A 21,419-nucleotide genomic window follows, 5' to 3' on the forward strand; every position below is an offset into this window, starting at 1 on the left:
TTATTTTTCTCGGTATTTAATGTCGAAATGAATGGTAATCTACCTCATTTCAACAATAAAATTTTGCCTTTTTTGAAAGTCATGATATTAAATGGGGGAAAGTTCAAGTTTACTCAAAAAGGCATGTTTATGCTGAAATAAGGGGCAATAAAAAGCATAGGGGGTTCTTTATTAAAGGCTGTTTTGGGTGTGTTAAAGGTTAAATTCTCAATTTGTTGATACATGTACGATGTATCCGACTTGATATCAAGCAAGCTTATGAGCGTTGCAGTCTTATAGATTAAGAAGTCTAACATTTAACATCCAATTTGCTGGCTTTTCTTTTGCTAACATTTGAGATCAGTCAGCGGCCATTACATGATTGGGTTAAACGAAATTCAATCAGTAATTTTTCTCATAATAAAAAAAACGAGGTTTTGGTTTTCCTCGTTTTTTTTTGCACTTATTAGTGATCAACAAAACACTCATTTGACTTTCAGATTCAAATAACATCGTCACTACACAGTTCTAATAATACAATAATACATTTGAAATACATCAACAAATATTAGAATAATACAATTAAAAAATCATTCGTCGAAAAATCTTAGGCTTTCATAGGAAATCCTCCTAGAGTGTTAGGAGAATATCTGTTTTTTGTATTTAGAGAAGATTACGGATGTACCCGAATCAAGAATAATCTTGTTTTGTGTATTGAATTACTTGAAAAGGAAAAAGGAGTATGAAAAGGAGAAAGGTAGGTATAGCATTGATTCTACTAATTTGTTATGCATGCAGCGCAATTGCCCAAACTGGTCCTGGTGGGGTCAATTCGCCGGCAAGTAATATTGTTTTCTGGCTTCGCTCTGATAAAGGCCTGACCTATGATGGAACTAATAACATAACCACCTGGACTGATCAGGCTAACAGCAACGACGCCACAAACAACAGCACAGCAACCAATCCGATATTTGATGCTGCAGCCAGTATTGGTACAAATACTGAACCAGGTGTACTATTTACTGCGGCTAGCAACGAATTCCTAGACCTGTCTGATCCTTCCAATAACATCAGTCCAGCCACAACCATTAATGCAAGAACCATGATGATGGTCATCAAACCTTCGACAGTTGGAAGTTTGCAATATATATACCAACAAGGCGATGGCAGCAACGGCCTCTTCGTCTATATTGCGGCCAATGGAAGCATGACCTTCGGGATTAACAATGGATCTTCAACCTATACGGTATCAAGTCCGGCATCCTCAATTAGTGCTGGTCAAAGCCATATCGTAAGCTGTACATATAATGGAGCTGCTGGACCCGCCGAAATTTCACTGACGCTAGATGGTGTGGTTTATACAAACAATACTTCTATCCCTACAACCATAGGCGATCACAACGCCGTTCAGATAAAAATAGGAAGCGACGCCTCTAGCTCAAATTACTTCAACGGTTACCTTGGTGAAATCATTTATTATGATGTGGTGCTAAATGATGGCGAAAACAGAGTTGTGGAGAACTACTACTCAGAAAAATTTGGAATTTCAATTGGAGCCAATGATCACTATTCTGGAGCAACTTCAAATTACAGGTATAATCTAGTTGGAATTGGTCAGCTGAATACGGAATCTCATGATGCCACAACCGGCGAAGGTGGAACAGTATATCTTTCAGAAAATGGCGCTGCCCCATTGGCTAATAATGATCACATTTATGTAGGACACGATAACAGTAACCTTAGCACAACATCTGCCGACCTAACCGGAATCTTAGATACCGAGCGATATAATCGTATATGGTATTTAGAGAAAACTGGAACCTCTGGAGCTATTATAGAATTTGATATCGTCGAGTCAGGGCTTTATACCGATGTCAGCGGACTCACCGCGACAGACTTTAGCCTATTGGCTCGTTTTGGAACAACAGGAGACTTCTTTCAGGCTGGAATGGTCACATCGCCCGTTTTCAATGGCAATAGAATTCGATTTACCCTTACTAATGCAGAAATGGCAAGTGCATATTTCACACTTGGAGTTCCTTCAACGGCCAAAAAATGGTATGTCATCAACTCTGGAGACTGGTCTGACACCAATACATGGACATTAGACCCGGCTGGAGCCATCTATAACAACCCTGATGGACTTACACCAGACACCTCTCCTACTGCGGCTACAGATATTGTTACGATTTTGTCTGGAAAAACAGTGACAGTAGGCAATGGGGATATTTCAGGAACTCTTACTCAATTGGTCGTAGATGGCACCTTGGATTTTGGCAGCAGTACCGGACATGGTACAATTTCTAATCTCGAAGGATCTGGTGTTATAAGATTAAGTGACGATATACTTCCCACCATCACTGATGCCAGTGTATTTACAGGTGCTGGAGCTGGAGCTGGCACTGTTGAGTACTATGGGGCTGGTGACGTCTCTTTGACTTCAGCATCAGGCTTAACATCATTCTATAATTTAGTCTTGAACTTTAACTCTAATGCGCAACACCTCATCGTAACCAGCGATATTGCCATTAACAACAATCTTACAATCACTCAGGGTGATTTCCAGATTAATGACGCCAGCACTACCAGATTGGTCATCGATGTATATGGAGATTTGACGGTGGCAGCAACGGGTGAAATATCGGTTGGAACTGGGAACATTGGTGTACCAACAAGCTCGGCTAACTATCACGACACTTTCCATCGACTAAATTTATATGGAAATTTTACGAATAATGGAGTGGTCAATTTTTCTAATTTGACTGGTTACGCCTTCGACACTTTTCCTACAAATGGAGATGCTGTTACAGTTCGCTTTACTGGCCAAACAGACAATACCTTGACTTGTAATAATACGACCAACTTCTATGACTTCATGCTCGACAAGGGAACTGATCAGACGTATGTACTGACAGTAAACCCTACTGCAGTTGGTCATTTTAGAGTTTTTGGTAGAAATGAAATCGGAAACCTTCCTGGACAGGCCAGCAACTATTTAGGAAAACCTATATATATCAAGAATGGTACACTCGAACTAACAGGAGAAACCTTCATTCCTTCTATGTCTGAAGGTAATACAAATATAGGCGGAGGAGGAAATGGTTCTTGGCTTATCCCAGCTGAAGGAGCCTTATGGATAAATGGACCCAACGTACTTGTTTGGGGAACGTGTGATGACGAACTGGATATCATTGCGATTGACACAGATCTGACTGCTGGAGATATATCGGGTGTTCAAGGTCCTACAGGGCGACAGCAATCGCTCAATATTATCGGACAATTCAGATTGACAGATGGAACCTATGAAACTCGAAATGGACCAGGTACTTTTTATTCTCAATTTGGGTCTCCAGAATTGATCATTGAAGGAGGTTCTATGGACGTACCTCAGCTCAGAAATATTGGAGGAACCAATGCCAATATTGTTTACAAGCAAACAGGAGGCGTATTAACCTTTACGGGTACTACTCAAGGAGGAAACACTTGGGACACAGATTTGGGAATTTTCGACTATGAATCAAACAATGCGGTATTCGTGATGTCCGGTGGTAGTATCATATTCAAGGATATCAATGAGAGGACGACTGCAGGATTTATTAATGGTATAAACATCAACGTACCGGAAGGAAACTATAGTGTTACAGGAGGAACCATAGAAATTGACATTGATACTGATCAGCTATTGGGCGAAGGCTTTGAAATATCGTTTACCCCTAATTTTTATAACCTGACAATTACGGAAGATTTTGATGAATTCGTGGATTTCGAATCTGACATCGTGGTCAGCAATGACTTAATCTTATCCAGTGGCACTGAAGTGCGAATGAATGGCAATAACTTGACTGTAGGTAGAAATTTTAATATACCAGCAGGAGCCACTTACACACAAGGTGGCAACAATACGACCACATTCTCAGGAGATGCTAGCCAAACCATTTCTTTGGGCGGAACATACGGAGATTTCTATGATGTTGTAGCCTCGGGAACCGGGCTCAAAACAATTAACAGTGGAGACCTTACCGTTAGCAATTCTTTTGTGGTTCAACCTGGAGCATCCTTTGACAATGGCAATCAAGATATCATTGTTCAAAACACCTTGACTAACTCAGGAACGCTTCAAAGTACTGGAACTGGTGCATTAGAGTTTAGTGGTGGCTCGGCAGATTATACCGTGAACGGGGACGGAAATGGCATCTTTGGAAACATTAATTTGAATGACGCATCCAACAATGTTGACATGACTGCAGATCAGGCTGTTACTGGCACGTTGACTTTTAGTCAAAATCAAATTCTTGATATAAATGCGAATCAATTGACATTTGAAGGAGCAAGCGCCAGCATTTCTGGCCAATCCAACAACAGATTTATTCAACTGTCTGGTAGCGCATCAGATGGCGGTCTAAAAATGTATGTCGATGCGAACGAAACACTAGTTTTCCCAATAGGAACCGATGCAAACGCAACCGTTCGGTACACACCGGTCTCTGCTACTTTCAGCAACTTTCCAACTGCAGATGATGGCTATGTAACTATTTCAATTGCTGACGAAGTACTAACAACAACTGCTTCTGGTGGTGGAAATGCGCTATCCTATTATTGGAATGTAGAACCGAGTGACTTCACAGTAGCCCCTACCGTTCAATATTCCTTTACCTACGCTACTTCAGATGATGACGCCTCTGATGAAGCCAATTATGTTCCCGGAAAAGTACTGAGTTCATCACCTTTTACACGTTCAAGTGAAATTCAGGGTAATTTAAATACGGGGTCAAATACAATCACTTTTGATAATGACGGAGGAGGTGGTTTCACTCTGGAGGAAGCTAATTATACTGCCGGGCGTGTAGCTAGATTCGCTGGCGCTCCCAACATCTATTATTCACGACAAGACGGAAATTTTAACACAGCTTCCACTTGGTCAAGAAATGTGCAAGATGGATCCGGAACGCAAGAAGTGCCTACTGCAGGTAGTATTGTTGTTATTCAATCTGATGGCGCAGGAGATTCTCACCGCGTAAATACATATGGTGGCATCAATAACTTAGGCGCAGTGATTTTCGATCACGACTACACTACCTATCCTGATGCGGCCTCTGAAGATTTACCAAGGTTACAGTTTTTGGCTGCAGGTACTTATAATTTGGGGTTAGTATCAGGAACGGGGATGATCTCCTTCAATGCGACCCTAGCTATTACCGCCAATGGTGACTTCGGCGATTTTGGAGAAAATACAGATGCTTACTATCTGTACTTTGGAGGAACTTCCACGCTCAACAACATTCCTACTCCCATACCCAACCTGATGGTGGAATCTGCAACTTATACCATAGATCAAAACATTACTACCAACGCCAACGTGGTGGTACAAGGAAATGGAACAATTATTCCTGCGCAGGATATGACCATCGGCGAAGACTTAAGAATTGGCACCTGGGTAGGCGGAACTTTTCAATTTCCTAATAGTGGTTCTGCAGTGACAGTGACAGTGAACGGAGATATCGATTTTACCGAAGATCCATTTACGAATCCACAGGATCGTGATTTGATTGTTGCAGATGCGGCAGTTGACCTAGAGCATACCTTGATTCTTAAGGGTAACATTATACACGGCGCTGGAAATGGCCATAGTTTTGATCTGTATAATGCGGACAATGCAAGGCCAAGAGTGATATTAGAACTTCAAGGAGAAACTGATAACAACTATGCTCGGACTTCCACCTCGACCCCTGACCTCTACAGAATCGTTCAAAACAAGGGTAGTGATCAGACCTATTCATTCACATTCAATGATGATTTTACACTAAGCACTCCTACAGCTACTATTCAGCCCATCGAACTTCAAAATGGAGTATTAATCATTAATGACACCAACATCGGAGATACTAATGATATCGTATTGACAAATGAAACGAATGACACAGACTTCAATATTCCGTCTTCCGCAACCCTGCAAATTAGTGCTGGAACTATCACAGTCCTGGGAGATGACTTGGGCATTACCTTAGACGGAGCCATTATATTAGACGGAACAGGTATACTAGATATGGATGGAGGCAACAACAATTACATCCAATACTCTAGTTCAGGCTCAGCAAGTATAAACCTAAGTGGAACAGCACAACTGCTGGTAGGATCACAAATTAGAGAGTCGATTTATACCTCCGGAGGCATACTAAGCTACAACCAAGCTGGAGGTACTGCAGTCATTGGTAACAATACAGGAGGTTCCCCAAGTACGATCAAACCAATGTTTGCGGTTTACGGAACAGGAAGTGTTTTTAATTTTTCCGGTGGGACTATTACTATTTCAAATCACTTGTCAAACGCCTCTGTTGCATCATTGTATCTAGATCCTGACACCTACACCGTGGGTACAGGCACATCCATTCAGTTCGGCGATGCCTCTACAGCTTCAGGAACCGAAGACCTATCAATAAAGAGTCTCATTGGCCTATATGATATTATTGTTGATAATTCTTCTGGCACATCTGATTATCCTACTTTGAGCTTGTTAAATACTCCACTGACCATAAGCAATGATTTAACCATTGAGGCCAATACTACTATGGATGCTTCTGGGTTAGGATTGACAATCGCCGGAGATTTTACAAATAATGGTACGTTTACACCCAATGCCAATACCACAACCTTCAATGGATCAGGAACTCAAGTCATTACAGGTACAACAACCTTTTACAATTTGGATAAAACAAGTGCCAACACAGTTCAACTAGCAGGATCGAGTGATCTTACTATCCAAAACAATCTAAACATTACCTCAGGAACTTTAGACGACAACAACAATGACATTACCGTCTCAGGTACTGTTACAAATACAGCCATTCATACAAATACCAACGGGACAAAAAGCAATAGCGGAATTGTATTAGCTGGATCTTCTCCGCAGGATGTAATTGGTGCTGGTACATTCAGTAGAATTCAGGTTCAAAATTCATCAGATGTCACACTCAACAATGATATAATCATCACAGAACAAGTAAGATTGCACACGGGATCACTAGACATTCAAGGTTTTCAATTGACAATGAACGAAGATGCAGTTTTCTTTGATGCCAGTGGTGGTGGTTTTTCTTCATCAAAAATGGTACAAACCAGGAGAAGTTTTACCGATGCGGGTGTCATCAAAGTATACAATGGAACAGCTGCTAGCGCCTTCACTTACCCTATAGGCTCTGGAGACAAGTACACCCCGGTCGTTGTTACCTTAACGCAAAACAGCGAAACCAATGCTACCATTGCCATTAGAGCTGCCGATGAGCCGCACCCCAATGTACAAGAGGATGTTGACTCACCAGAGTTTGTTGATCAAGACAATGTACTTCAATACTATTGGGAGGTGACTTCATCTGGAATGACTGATTTTATTGGTAATTTGACTTTCACTTATTTCGGTTCGGATGCCTATGTAACCTCTCCCTTTACACTGAATGATTATAATACAGCCCGTCTACTTCCAGACGCCTCTGACTCGTGGAACAAACTTGAAACCGGATTCAACTATCAATCCAGAGATGGTAGCAATACACTTTCTTTTGATGTAATCAGCGCCACAGGTGATTCGGGAATTGGTGGTGACTATACAGCCGGTGTTGATGGGGCTATACCCAATCAGGTGCAGACCGTAACTTCCAATGTAGCTGGAGGGTCAGGCAACTGGACCACGGATGGTTCTTGGGACACTAATTCTGCCCCTAGAGGTGCGATAGTAGATATTTTGGCCGGAGATGAAATCATCATGGATGGTCCTGACCTATTGGCTTACAAAACAGTAATTGATGGAACTTTAACTGTCTCGGCTTCTGCTACTAACGCCAGACTCGGACGAGTGTCGGGTTCGGGAACATTAGTAATCTCTGGAGGAGGCAATTTGCCGGCAGGTATTTATGATGACTTCTTCAACTGCTCAACCGGAGGTACACTAGCCTTCAATGACAACGACGATTACACCCTCCCTGATCAAATAGCTAATCTTAGAAACCTTTTGATCGATGGCACAGGCACAAAATCATTTCCCAATACAGATATTACCATATGTAATGATTTGGAACTTCGAGGTGGCACAACGCTTAATAATGATTTTAATGTAAGTGTAGAAGTTCTGGGTAATATGACGCTCACCAACGGCACATTAGATTTAGGAACGAACACCACCTTTACTGTGAATGGCGATGTGACTTTAACTGCAGGTACGCTTGACCTTGGTAACAATGATCTAATTATACTTGGTGATTTAATACTCAACGGAGGCACGTTGGTGTTGGGCACGAATGGCACTATTGACCTTGAAGGTGATTTAACGATTGGAGGTACAAGTACAATATCAGGAGCCAATTCAAGTAATGTTAATTTCGCTCAGAATATCACAAAAACCTCAGGCACCTTTAGCGTAGACGCCACCACTACAACATTTACTGCCGATGGCACAGGGAATCAAACCATTTCAGGTGACTTTACGGGAGCCGAGTCATTCAACCGACTTTCCGTCAACAAATCATCAGGTGACCTAAGTATAATCGACGGCGGAAACGACGTGGAAGTGGATGGTCTATTGACCCTTACCTCCCAAAACATACAAACAGATGGAAGCAACTCCTTGACCTTGACATCAACCGCTTCCATTGCTGGAGGGAGTTCAGGAAGTTATGTAGAGGGCCCATTGACCAAAAATGCAATTGCAGCCAGCGCAAACTTTACCTTTCCGGTTGGTAATAGTGCTAGATTTGGATACGCCCGTATAGAAAATGTAGGCACAGGTGGTCAAAATTGGACTGCTGAATATTTCTCCTCTAATTCCAACAGCGGCCAAACTATTGACATTACCACCAATGCAGGTTATGGTGCCATGGTTGAAATCAGCACGCTCAATTCATGGACGATTACTCCTAGCGGTAGCAACACTGCTATTGTGGAGTTAGGTGTAATTTCAGGCATGAGTGTACAAGTTATCGAAGACGTAAGAATAGCCATATACAACGGGCCTACAGCAAATGAATGGGTAAACCTGGGCGGTTCTCCTGCTGGAGATGAATCCAACGGATCCATTACCTCTCAAACAGCATCAGATTTTTCATCCAGTACTTTTTCTTTCGGAGGAATTACTACGGTTGCCCTTCCTGTAGAGCTAGTAAGATTTACAGCTGATCTATCAGATAATCAGGTTAAGCTCGACTGGACAACTTCTTCTGAGTTGAACAACGAATACTTTGAAGTTCAAAGATCCTCAAATGGTGAGAATTATGAAGTTATTGGAATGGTAGACGGAAATGGAACAACCAATGAATTTATAGACTACCAATTTGTAGATGATAAGCCTTACTACGGCTTATCCTACTATAGATTGGTTCAGGTAGATTATGATGGTACCAGAAACGTCCATGCTCCTGTAACAGTCAATAATGAAGGATACAAATCCAGCATTGAGGTATCTGTATTTCCTAATCCTGCCCATTCGAATAATGTAAACGTAAGGTTCGCGAGCCATGATGAAAATTCCATCATTCAAATTTCATTATTCGATCTTTCGGGAAACCTTGTACATATGGAAGAAACTACTCCTTCTTTGGGTATTTCTGATATTCACCTGAACATTAGAGGCGAGATTCAATCTGGTATTTACTTGGTAGCCGTTCAACAGGGAAACAACAAACAAATCAAAAGGTTGAGTATTAGATAGGGAATCTATGTCTATAGAATTAGGCTAATCTGTTCTTTTAACATTGGCAATACATCCCTATCAAACCAGTCATTTTTTGCACGCCAAATGTTATTGCGTGGAGATGGATGCGGCAAGACAAAATAGTCAGGGAGGTAGTCTTCATAATGCTTAACGGTCTCAGTCAGTGATTTTTTCACTCTATTACCCAAGTAGTAATTTTGTGCGTATTGTCCAATAAGAAGTGTCAACCGAACCTCTTTTAACTCATTTAGTAAAGACTCATGCCATTGAGGAGCACACTCAGGCCTAGGAGGTAAATCTCCTGACTTCCCTTTACCGGGATAACAAAATCCCATGGGAACAATTCCAATTTTATCTGGGTCATAAAAGCTAATCTGATCAATACCTAGCCATGATCTTAGGTTCTCACCACTCTTATCATCCCAAGGCACTCCACTTTCATGCACTTTGGCACCAGGAGCCTGACCTATTATTAGCACCTTACTTGACTCGCTTGCGTTTAGGACAGGTCTAGGAGTATGACCCAAATGAGGTTTACAAATTTCACACTTCCGAATCTCTTGAAGCAAAGATTGCATAATTAATCAAATTCAAAATGAATATACTCAAGATCTAGCAGTTCTTCTATATTAACGCTCCAATTCCATAAGTTCTTCTTCCTCCGCAGTTTTGTTCACTATGCGAGCTATGATCTCGTCAGTCTGCTTAACCGATTCATACATCAGTTCGAGCCAATATTCAATCTGCTTCACATTCTTCTGTTCCTTTTTACTTTCCAGTACTAAAATGTCAAATATACCAAGCATGTTGGCCACTGGTCTTCTAAACTCATGTGCCTGGATAAAGGCTATTTCATCCAACTGTTTTTGATGTTTGAGCAATTGTTCTTCAGATGATTTCTTTTCTGTGATATCATAGTTGAAACCATGCCAAACCACATTACCATTTTCCAATCTCTCCGGGGTGGCAATCCCTTGTACCCACACCACATCGTTTTCTGAACGACAAACTCTAAATTTGTGATTCCACAGCGTGAGATGATCCGCAGAATGTCGAATTGATCTTCTAAATTCTTCCGAATCATCTGGATGAACTTTGCCAAACGCTGGACTTGCGTCTATTCTTAATATATCTGCTGGCAAGCCATAAAGTTCAGCAACACCCTCAGTTACAAATGGGAAATAGTGAGAGTGATCGGTCTGTAAAAGATATTGGTAGACGAAACCGGGTAAATTGGCAGTAATCTTCTTATACTTTCTAAACAAATCGATTTTTTCTTCCGCAAGTCTTTTATGCGCAGTAATATTGAACTGGATGTGTAGCAGTTGAGTTAGATTTCCATTGATGTCGTAAATCGGATTAATGAAAGTATGAAACCATAAACTCTCATCATATTTCGACTTGAGATTGACCTCATTCACCCAGGCCTGTCCCTTTCGAAGGGTCTCTATCATTTCCTTCCAAAAATCTTTACTATGTAGATCCTTGAACACTTCTTGATGGCGGTGCCCTATCAACTCTGATCTTTCAAACCTGGTATATCTACAAAAATTATCATTGACCATTGTGATTCTTCCGCGAGGATCTGTAATTGATACAAGTGCATTTCCGCTTACCGCTCTTGATATATTCAAATCGGGATGATCTGGGGAATTAACGTTGTAATCAGCTATCGTTCTGCCTATTCCTACGACAAGCTCAGCTCCATCTATATTCACATTTTTAAACTCCCATGAAGATCGCATGACATCCCCGTCAGGAAGTTCACATTCTAGATCAATAGACTTCATTCCATTTTCAATTTGTGAACAATAATTGAAAATATCCTCGAATGAAGTCTGAAGTGAGTTACGTAGAATTGTATTAAACTGCAACCCAACGATATTACTCATTCCTATTTGAATGGCATTCAAAAAAGCGTTATTGGAGTATACAAAATCACCTGACTGATTTAACAGTACAACTAAATTAGCTGTCGATTCCGCCAACCAATCGGGTATACAATCACTCATGGAGTTAAATTTTTTATTCATCAAGGTTACTTATAGCTCTTACATCAATATACTCATTAAGAGTCTATCATTCAATAGGTTAGATCACCTATATTATGCTAGGTTATTTTTATTTTCAGCAACAAAAGTCAATTACACTACCAGTTTCTGCTGATCATTGGGAACATCTTCGACTTCTCTAGTGTGATCGGGTTCTAATCTAATTTCTATCAAAATTTGAGTACCATTTTTTGATTCTATGGTCAGCTCACCATTAATACTTAGCACCCTACTCTTGATATTACTCAAACCAATTCCATCCTCACTACTTTTTGCATTCAAATCGAAACCAACTCCGTTATCATCGATCATAAGCACGAGAAGATCATCTATCTCCAACAATTGTATTTCTACTTTAGTAGCTTGAGCATGTTTCAAGATATTGTTAACTGCCTCATTGATGATGTAATAGAAGTTGGTCTCAATGTCTGACCTGTACCTTTTATCCGTGTTATGATGAAAGAAGGTGATTTTAGCCTCTACCGTTTTTTTCAGTCTATTAACTAAAGAATTGATTGCTGGCACAAGCCCCCGTTTCACCTTAGCAGGCATTAATTCATGCGACAACTCTCTCGAGTCCACTATTGCCGTATTCACCAAATCCATAGTCTCATCGAGAAGTTCCTCTTTCTCAACCGTCATTGGTCCAAGGGACTTTTTAAGGGAGGACAATCCCATACTTGCTACGGTCAATAGTTGGCTCAGTCCATCATGCAACTGCTGAGCAATCCGTTCCCTCTCCTTGTCTCCACCCATGATTTGAGCCTTCATTAGGTTCATTTCTGCAGCCTTTTTTTCGTCAGTATTTATCAAAATTCCGACAATCTTTCTGATTGCATTAAACTGCCAATAGGTTTTTCCAATAGCGTTGATCCAAACGAATCGTCCTTCTTTATTTCTAAACTTGAAATCGAAATTGAAGTAGCCCTTATTCTCTCGAGACTTCTCCATTTCCTGCTCAAATTTCATAATATCACTAGCATAAAAATGCTTTTCGATATCAGACATCAAATTGACCAGTTCCTTTTCGGTATATCCAACAAGTGCCTTGGTATCTCCTGTAAATATGATTTGACCACTATGCTTGTCTAGCTTGGCCGAAGCCACATGCAAAGAATCCACCAATAATTTATTGAAATCATTCAGTTCTTCCTTATTTTTCTTCAGTTCTAGCGCATAGGTGCTACTACCAAGTTTGTCTGCATATTGCCTTAAGAAGGATATTCGCTCTTCCCCAATGTCAGTGGGTAGACAAGAATAAATATTGACGGTTCCAATAATTTCATCCCCATGGAAATAAGGTAAGTAAATAGCCGTATGAATGTTGAAACTTTTTGCCATTTCCCTCCATTCCGAATAGGTATTACCTTCCTTGGTTAAATCACAAATGAGGTAATCGTATTTGCCAGTAATGACATCTGACATGGGACCGTCCTTTTCGTACTTTAACAAATCATTAAACTGGTCATTTTTCTGATAGGATTCATGAATACAATGAGCCACCGGCCAAACCTGACCTAAAGCCAAATTCTCCTGGCTCGAAATCCACACCCAATCATATCCAATTTCTTTGACCAAGACCTGACAAAACGAATGAACAAGAAACCAGTTGTTATTAGCCTTAGCCGCAGTTTGACTAAGGTCATGTTGAATTCTAATATGTTTGTTTTGCGTGTTTAGCGAAATTTCAAGCTCTTTCCGATCTGTAATATCTTGTACAGTCCCTAGAGTTTTTTCTATTCGTCCGGTTTGATCAAAGCTATTGACTGACCGTACACTTATATACTTGAGTTTGCCATCGTTAGGCCTAACAATGGCAATATCTCGGGCTTCCAATTCTTCATTCTTTAACGAATGCAGCATGTAATCAAAATATTTTGCCTGATAAGCTGGATGGATAATCCTTTCTATATATTCCATATTCGGCTTCTGATCAGGGTCCACACCCAGTATTTCAAACAACTCATCTGACCAGTAAACACTATTATCATTCAAGTTCCACTGCCAATGTCCAATTCGAGCAATTTTGTTGGCCATTTTCAATTTTCTCTCACTTTCCTGTATCACCAGCTGTTGTGATTCCGAACTAGTGATATCTTGGAACGCTCCTACAATTTTCACCACCTTTTTTCCTTTAAATTCGGGATAACCTTCCGCCTTGACTCTAAGCAAGTTTCCACGAGCAGTGATCAACCGTAACTTGAGACTAAAATTCTCTCCTTTTATACAATTTTCAACTGCTTCCCTAATTGTGCTTCTATCCCCGGGATGATAAAAATTAATAGCTTCCTCTACTGTGGGTGTATTGCCCAAATCCAATTCATGGATGTAATAGGTTTGATCCGTCCAGGTTAAATTCATTTGTTCCAATTCCAGTTCCCACCCTCCTATTTTTCCAAGATTACCAGTTCTATTGAGCAGTTGCTCTCTTGACTTCAATAGTTCCTGACTGGATTTTTGCTCATGAATATTGACAATGGAACCCACCATTCTGGTAGCTCTTCCTCCCTTATCCCATACGGCCTGTCCACTGCAAAAAAACCACCCATAATCTCCATTACCTCTGAGTAGCCTAAACTCAACCGAAAACTCCCCTCGGCTGTCAAGGTATTTATGTAATTTATCAAAGGTCTCTTTTCTGTCCTGAGGATGAATAAATTGTCCGACCTCATCAAAGTCAGGTTGCTTCGACGTGTCCTGGTAATCAAGAAGTTCGTAGATTTTAGGTGCCCACCAGACCTTCCCCTTTTCAATATCGTACCAATCCCAAATACCAGCGCTAGAACCGCTGATGGCCAACTCAAACTGCTCTTGACTATCGCGTAATTTATCCTCTGCTGTTCTCCTCGGAGTAATGTCATGAAATACAACCTGCATGGCATCCTCATCATCAAATTGAACCTTATTGGCTTTCATCATTACATAGTGCGGATCCCCTTTCGCATCTTCAATTTCAAACTCTTGAAATGTCGACTTTTTTCTGGATTTCAGCACCTTATTGCTGGTCACACAATCAATGAAAGACTGAGGCAAATTTTGATAACCATTTACTGACAGGTCCCTATCACTTAAATTCAGCAGCTCTTTTGCACTCCGGTTCATAAAGAGAACATTTCCCTTTCGATGTATGGCTATACCGACTGGAGAATCATCTAACAAGCTTTGATATCTTGATTCACTGCTCGCCGCTCTTTCCTCATTATTTACTTTCTCTACCATCAGCCCAATAACATAGGCCAGCTGATTAATCAATCGAATCTCCCGCCTTTTGGGAAGTTTCTGTGTTTTATAATATACCGAAAAGGTACCCAGAACTTCTCTATTCCCAGTAAGCACTGGAACTGACCAGCAACTTTTCATCCCGGTGGGTGTGACTACCGACAACCACGGTTTCCAGTTGGGATGGTTCAAAATATCAGACATGAATACCATTTTCTTTATAAAAGCTGCTCTACCGCACGCTCCAACATCGGGACCAATTTTAACGTCCTTAATGGCATCAGTATAGTACTTTGGCATTCCAGAAGAAACATAAGAGTTCAATGCTTCATGTTTGGCATCGTACTTTAAATAAGTACAATACGACCCTTGAAATATCTCTTCAAAACTCGAACATATATACTTCAATACCTCTACATCACTCTCTCCAGAAATGGTCTTTTTCAAAATATTCTGTTGAAGTTTTTCAATTTTATCTTGAAGAATTTGCGGAGTCATGTCCTTGATGATAAACTGACAAAACTGCCCACCTCCGATCAACAATGGTCTTACAGAGATTACCACATCTAACTGTTCACCCTCACTTACATCTATTTTCTGCTTGAATACAAAATCGACATCCGTTCCTGAATTAGCCCTAAAATTTCGATACTTGGTCAGATCAAAGTTTGTGAAGACCTCACTCAAATGTTTGAGTTTTAATTGTTCGGCATCACAGACGAACAATTCTAGGGCAGGCTGATTGGAAGCTATAAACGCACCCTTTTCTATATCAACAATAACCAGCGACTCTTTATGATTACTCAATGGTATTTCTGAATGTCCTTCATATTTTGTGGAGGAAGAAATCGTGGAAATTCGTTGCACTAATCCTGTGATTCCCTTGTAAGCACCCAGGTGATCGAAATTGGCCTGTGCTGCGAGAAGTAGATGATGAGATTGCTTTCCTTTTTTGACTTTGAATTGAGCATAGACCAACTCTTTTGCAGCTTTTACTTCAATCTGAAAGGTTCTAATATTTCTAGGTTCAGCAAACAACTCATCTAGACGCTTTCCAATAATTTTTTCTTTTGTTAAGTCCATCTGAAAAGGAACGGACTCCCCTATTTCAATGAGTACTCCAGCTTCATCTGTTCTAAAGTAGGGTCCTAAAATAGAGATTGTTAATTTTTTGAATGAACTGTTATGGATTGCTGGTTTTGATTGAGGAACAGGCATAATTTCCTCAAGCGTCAAAATAAACTGATCATTGGATTCTGGTTGTAGTCGGGCTCTTAGCCTATAGCTCGATTTGCCTTCCTGATAGTCATATTCGGCAACCACATGTTGTCCTTCTTGCTGACATCTATCTAATAAAGAATCAAAATCCTGAACAAGATTTAACTCCTGAAAATACTTTCCTGTGAGATTGGGGTGTTTTTTAAATGGAGGGATTTTCTCCTTAAAGTTGTAGGCAATAATTTGACCATCTGCCTGAATGCGAAAGACATGAAATGGAAGCCATTGGATCCAAGAATTATCGCTATCAGTTTTTGAAGGCATGGTTAAAAAGGTTAGTTCTTTTTAAGTTAGTTATTTTTTCAATTAGTCGTACAATTGATTCTATCAGTATATTGAGAATTGTTAGTTCTTCACTCATCCATACTTCACAGATTTTGGCTTATTATCCAAATCGTTAAGCAGTTTCACTTTCTCTACGATTTGATCCGCGCTAAATGGTTTAAGCAAATAGTCATCAATTCCGTTAGACAGGGCTTCATCCACTATTTTTGATTGTCCCATTGGGCTAATCATTAATACTTTGATATCAGAAGAGTGCTCTTTTATCTTCACAATTGCGTCGAGGCCCAGCATATCTGGCAAGACATTGTCCAAAGTGATAATGTCTGGGTTAAGGTCGGCGGTAAGTTCTAAAGCTGACTTACCATCTGCGGCCTCTCCAACAATTGTGTATCCTGCATTGGCTAAGATTTTCTTAATCAACGCACGCATGTACATAGAGTCATCTACTATTAATATTTTTCTCATTAGAAATTGGTTCTGAATATGTCCTTCACTTATTTCTCCCGATAACCATTGAAACAACCGAATCAACCGGCCAATCAATGATTTGCTGCTTTATCGACTTTAACCTAAGCCAATACCTCTTTTTGAGTGAAGACTTCATTAGCCACCAGAACCAATTGTTCTGAATCAAAAGGCTTGACAACATAATGATTGACACCAGATTTTCTGGCCTCTTCTACCATGGCACTTTGACCAAGGGCACTCACCATCATCACTTTTGAAGCCACTCCGTCTTCGCGAATGGATTTCAAAATATCCAACCCATGCATATCTGGCAATATGTTATCCAATGTGATCAAATCTGGCCTTAACTCAATAGCCAGATCTATGGCATCCTCGCCACTCCCAGCTTCTCCTAAAATCTCATACCCTGCTTTTTTGAGAGCGATTTTTATCATCGATCGCATATAAACAGAATCATCAACTACTAAAACAGTTTTCATTTTATGTATAATTAAAGTTTAAAAATTCTACTAAACCGCGTATTGTTCTACAGCGTCTACCACATCACCAGCGGTGAATGGTTTTACAATATATTTTGCGGCACCCATGTCCATTACATCAGTGACTGTTGACTGTTGGCCCACGGCACTGATCATAATTACCACGGCATTTAATCCTTCTTCCCGAATGACTCTAAGTATATCCAAGCCCAGCATATCAGGAAGAATATTATCAAGGGTAATGACATCTGGTTGCATCTCTAATGCCATATCTATGGCGGATTCACCAGACTCTGCTTCGCCGACTATTTCATATCCTGCCTTATCCAAAGCACGATGAATGACCTTTCGGGTATAGCCGGAATCATCTACTATTAATACTCTCTTGCTCATAAGTATGGTTTGTTTGTGAAACTCGTTTTTTATAAATCCTAGTTGAATTACTGTAGACATCAAAAATGTCAATGCTTTGGTTTGGCATGGTATCGTAATAGCCTAATATCAAATGTCCTCCCTCGTTGAGACATTCATTAAGAAAGCTTAATATTCTCGCCTTGAGCTCCTGATCAAAATAGATCATTACATTTCTGCAGAAAATGACATCAAACTTCTGATCCATTTTACGATCCACCAGATTGTGGTTCATAAACTTTACATTCCTTGCAAATTGGGGTTTAATCGTAGCATTTGATTCTGCATAATCGAAATAGTCCTCCAGTTTTCTATCTGGGTACATTTTTAAAAATGGCTTGAGATAGTTTTTTAGGGAAGCATGAGAATATGAGCCCGTTCTTGCTTTTTCAAGTGCTGTCTTACTTAGATCTGTGGCGAGAAGTTTGGATTTTCGAAGTAAATCGCATTCGGCCAAAACTATGGCCATGGTGTAAATCTCCTCACCCGTAGAACAACCCGCATGCCATATTTTTATTTCTCTATCGTACCGATATTGAGGTAATATTTCGTCTCTTATCATTATCCATGCATCGGGATTCCTGAAAAGCTCGGTAAGATTGACCAGCAAGTCGTCTATTCCATTTACGAAGAAGTCTTCATCATTCAATATTCTTCCCCAAAGGTCAATCATGCCATTCATGTTGTACTTAGTCATAAGGCGTGTGATTCCACGGTTGAGCGATTTGGGCTCATAGTTGGTAAAATCCAGCCCATACCTTTTTTTCATGGCAATCATCAAGGAGTTCACTTCTTCTTCTGAAATCATAGCCGGTTGCTCTTATACTTTTTCAATTGTTTCTTCAGACTTCTTTCCCTCTATAGTATCCAGAAACGACTTATTAAAAAGCCATACATACACTGGGTAAATTTGTAAGCCTGGCACACTTAAACGACAATTCAACTGAACAGCAGTTCCGAACTGATTTGATTCTGTGTTCATTATTTCAGAAATTTCTTTGAGAGACAAGGACTGTATTCTGGGCACATCACCAAACATTGACATATCCAATTTATCAGCCAATTCGGAAATAGTGGCTGCCGCCATTACATTCTCTACCTCCTTGAGAAACTCGGTCATCAATTCCTTAAGGTCAGCCACCTCTCCTTCGAACTCATTGGAAAAAATTGCTCCAGAAATAGCTTTAGCCTCTTTCTCTGAAATCAAGAAATAGTTTAGACCCGCCACATCACCAATCAGTTGAGTTCGAAGAAGGATCATATTTTCTTTTGATCCACCTTCGGGGTTTAAAAGAAATGAAGGGTCTTGCTTCAATTCTATTTCCATAATTTCTACATCCTGATCTATCATTACCCCGAGAGATCCGGCGGTCTTGTCTATCCCAGAAGTCAGTACCTCCAGGACATCATTTTCAAGCTTTGTTTTTTGATTTTCCATTAGTTAGGATACTTTTTTAGTTTCATGAATTTGCAGTTTAGATTTATACAGTATGGCAGCAACAGCAGCCACATCTACCACCAGACAAACATTCCCATTACCCAAAATGGTGGTACCACTAAGCAGCTTGTTGTTGTCTAATGGCTTAGGAATGGTTTTTTCGATAATTTCTTTTTGCTGAAGCAGCTTGTCCACTACGACTCCGATATATTTATCGCCATAGGACACCACTATCACATCTAGTTTTTCATCGTCTTCTAGCTGGTCGTAAGTTCTGGTTAGTGAATCACCTTCGTATATTTCTGAGAAGTCCCTCATATCAAATAGGTCACTGAAGAAGATTACAGATATTGTGTGCTTGAGGTAACTCGACATCAATCCGATGCCAGCTCGATGAATGTTTCTTTTGTAAAGTGAAATGACTGCCTCCGTATAAGAAAGAGCAAAAGCAAACTCCTGATCTCGCATTTGAAACAAGAGCACACCTTTCACCGCCATGGATGACGGTAGATTGAGGGAGATGGTCGTTCCCACACCTACTTTTGTATCAAGATATATGTGACCTCCAATGGACTCGATAGAATTTTTGACAACGTCCATGCCTACTCCTCTTCCAGAGATTTCGCTAATTTCGTCGGCATTAGAAAAGCCTGGTTCGAAGATGAACATGATAACTTCGTCATCAGTCAAGTGGTCTGCATACTCTTGCTGTACCAACCCTTTGGCTACTATCTTATTCCGAATAGCCTGAGCATCAATTCCTTGACCATCATCTTGCACCTCTATGACTACATTGTCTTTCTCAGCTCTTGCACTGAGGGTGATTGTTGCTATTTCTGACTTGCCAGAACTTAGGCGGTCTTGTCTAGATTCAACACCATGGCCAACCGCATTGCGAACGAGGTGTACCATCGACTCACTAATTGTCTTCAAGATGTTACGATCTATTTCCACCTCCGTGCCTTTTACTTTCAATTGCACATCTTTATTTTCAATCGCACTTACATCACGAGCTATCCGGTGAAACTTATTGAATAGACTTCCAATCTGAACGAGTCTAACATCCATGACGCTATATTGCAGGTCTGAGGTGATGCGCTGTAAGCTCGCAAATTCTGTATTGCGCGATCCATTTACGGAATTGATGGCCATTAAGCGGTCTCTTTCAATAATTAGTTGACCCACCTGGTTCATTAGGTTATCCAGTTTTCTAATGGGCACTTGAACCAAATCAGTAATGGCTACTTTTTCTTCAATATTTTTAAGGAGATCTTCTTGATCCGTTTCTTCCACATTGACACAATCCTCACCTTCTAAATCGCTGTGAAGTGTTTCTACTGTTTCTTCACCTAAGCCTTCTTGGGATGATTCTTGGATTCCATTATCGATGTTTTCAATGGAAGTCGAAACCGAAAATTTTTCACCTTCGTGATTTTGCTCTTTTGAAGAACTGGTTTTTGATTCTTTTTCATCTTTATCTCTTTTTAGCTTGATTATCCAGCTTTTGACCCATCCTGTACATCTTTCCAGCATTGAAGAGGCACCTTCTTTGTCCAAAAGGAGTTCATTTCCTTCAGCCTCTTCAATCACCGGATTCTGATGGTAAGCCTCTTCAGAAACAGGAATAGATTCATTTTCAAATGAAGTAGTTGCTACTACCTCTTGATTTTGCGCTTCCGCACCCTCTACTTCTTCTGTGGTTTTCTCTTTGGCCTTTCTTAAAATTACCTGCAGCTTGGTTCTGACCCCTTTATAACTAACCTTGGCACTGTCCTTACTTTTGATCTGCCCAATTAATTCCCCCAGTTTATCACAAGCTTTAAAAAGTGCATTGAAAAGCGACTTGTTGATTTCAATGTTTCCATTTTTTATTTCCTCAAACAAGTCCTCCATGACATGAGTCAATGCAGATATACCCTCAAAGTCCATCCCCATCGCACTACCTTTCAGTGTATGAACGATGCGGAATATTTCATCAATATTCTCACCGTTTTCTGGATCGGACTCGAACGCAGTCAACAACTCGTTGAGATGCTGATGCATTTCTTGCGCTTCAAAAGAGAACATTTCCAGCATTTCTTCCTCCTCCTGGGGAGTTAATGAAAAATCCATGG

Annotated in this window: 10 protein-coding genes; 1 reads left to right on the forward strand and 9 read right to left on the reverse strand. The window is 40.3% G+C overall.

Annotated features, from left to right (window positions below):
• The first annotated feature begins 721 nt into the window (after positions 1 to 721).
• Positions 722 to 9,673: a T9SS type A sorting domain-containing protein gene (locus ACO6S2_RS16140; RefSeq protein WP_422359595.1), complete on the forward strand. Its 8,952-nt coding sequence runs from the start codon at positions 722 to 724 to the stop codon at positions 9,671 to 9,673.
• Between the two features lie 11 nt (positions 9,674 to 9,684).
• On the opposite strand, the gene ACO6S2_RS16145 is transcribed toward ACO6S2_RS16140, so the two are convergent.
• From ACO6S2_RS16145 to ACO6S2_RS16185, 9 genes are all read right to left on the reverse strand, one after another.
• Positions 9,685 to 10,254, reverse strand: coding sequence for a uracil-DNA glycosylase family protein (locus ACO6S2_RS16145; protein WP_422359596.1), 570 nt, complete (start codon positions 10,252 to 10,254; stop codon positions 9,685 to 9,687).
• Positions 10,255 to 10,305: 51 nt separating this feature from the next.
• Entirely contained in the window at positions 10,306 to 11,688 is a 1,383-nt protein-coding gene (locus tag ACO6S2_RS16150) for a PAS domain-containing protein (RefSeq protein ID WP_422359597.1), read from the reverse strand.
• 132 nt (positions 11,689 to 11,820) lie between these two features.
• Positions 11,821 to 16,488: a PAS domain-containing protein gene (locus ACO6S2_RS16155; protein WP_422359598.1), complete on the reverse strand. Its 4,668-nt coding sequence runs from the start codon at positions 16,486 to 16,488 to the stop codon at positions 11,821 to 11,823.
• Positions 16,489 to 16,581: 93 nt separating this feature from the next.
• The gene (locus ACO6S2_RS16160; RefSeq protein ID WP_422359599.1) at positions 16,582 to 16,974 is read right to left on the reverse strand and encodes a response regulator; all 393 of its coding nucleotides are present in this window, start codon (positions 16,972 to 16,974) and stop codon (positions 16,582 to 16,584) included.
• A gap of 104 nt (positions 16,975 to 17,078) precedes the next feature.
• Positions 17,079 to 17,456 carry a response regulator gene (locus ACO6S2_RS16165; RefSeq protein ID WP_422359600.1) on the reverse strand — a complete coding sequence of 126 codons (378 nt, stop codon included), beginning with the start codon at positions 17,454 to 17,456 and terminating at the stop codon, positions 17,079 to 17,081.
• A 30-nt stretch (positions 17,457 to 17,486) separates the two neighbouring features.
• Entirely contained in the window at positions 17,487 to 17,849 is a 363-nt protein-coding gene (locus ACO6S2_RS16170; protein WP_422359601.1) for a response regulator, read from the reverse strand.
• The gene (locus tag ACO6S2_RS16175; RefSeq protein ID WP_422359602.1) at positions 17,821 to 18,675 is read right to left on the reverse strand and encodes a CheR family methyltransferase; all 855 of its coding nucleotides are present in this window, start codon (positions 18,673 to 18,675) and stop codon (positions 17,821 to 17,823) included. The genes ACO6S2_RS16170 and ACO6S2_RS16175 overlap by 29 nt, the downstream gene beginning before the upstream one ends.
• A 12-nt stretch (positions 18,676 to 18,687) precedes the next feature.
• A complete protein-coding gene (locus ACO6S2_RS16180; RefSeq protein WP_422359603.1) occupies positions 18,688 to 19,305 on the reverse strand; it encodes a hypothetical protein in 618 nt (205 codons plus the stop codon).
• A gap of 3 nt (positions 19,306 to 19,308) precedes the next feature.
• A complete protein-coding gene (locus ACO6S2_RS16185) occupies positions 19,309 to 21,417 on the reverse strand; it encodes a chemotaxis protein CheA (RefSeq protein WP_422359604.1) in 2,109 nt (702 codons plus the stop codon).
• Between the last annotated feature and the right edge of the window lie 2 nt (positions 21,418 to 21,419).

The organism is Reichenbachiella sp., assembly GCF_965233835.1.
Taxonomy (GTDB): domain Bacteria; phylum Bacteroidota; class Bacteroidia; order Cytophagales; family Cyclobacteriaceae; genus Reichenbachiella.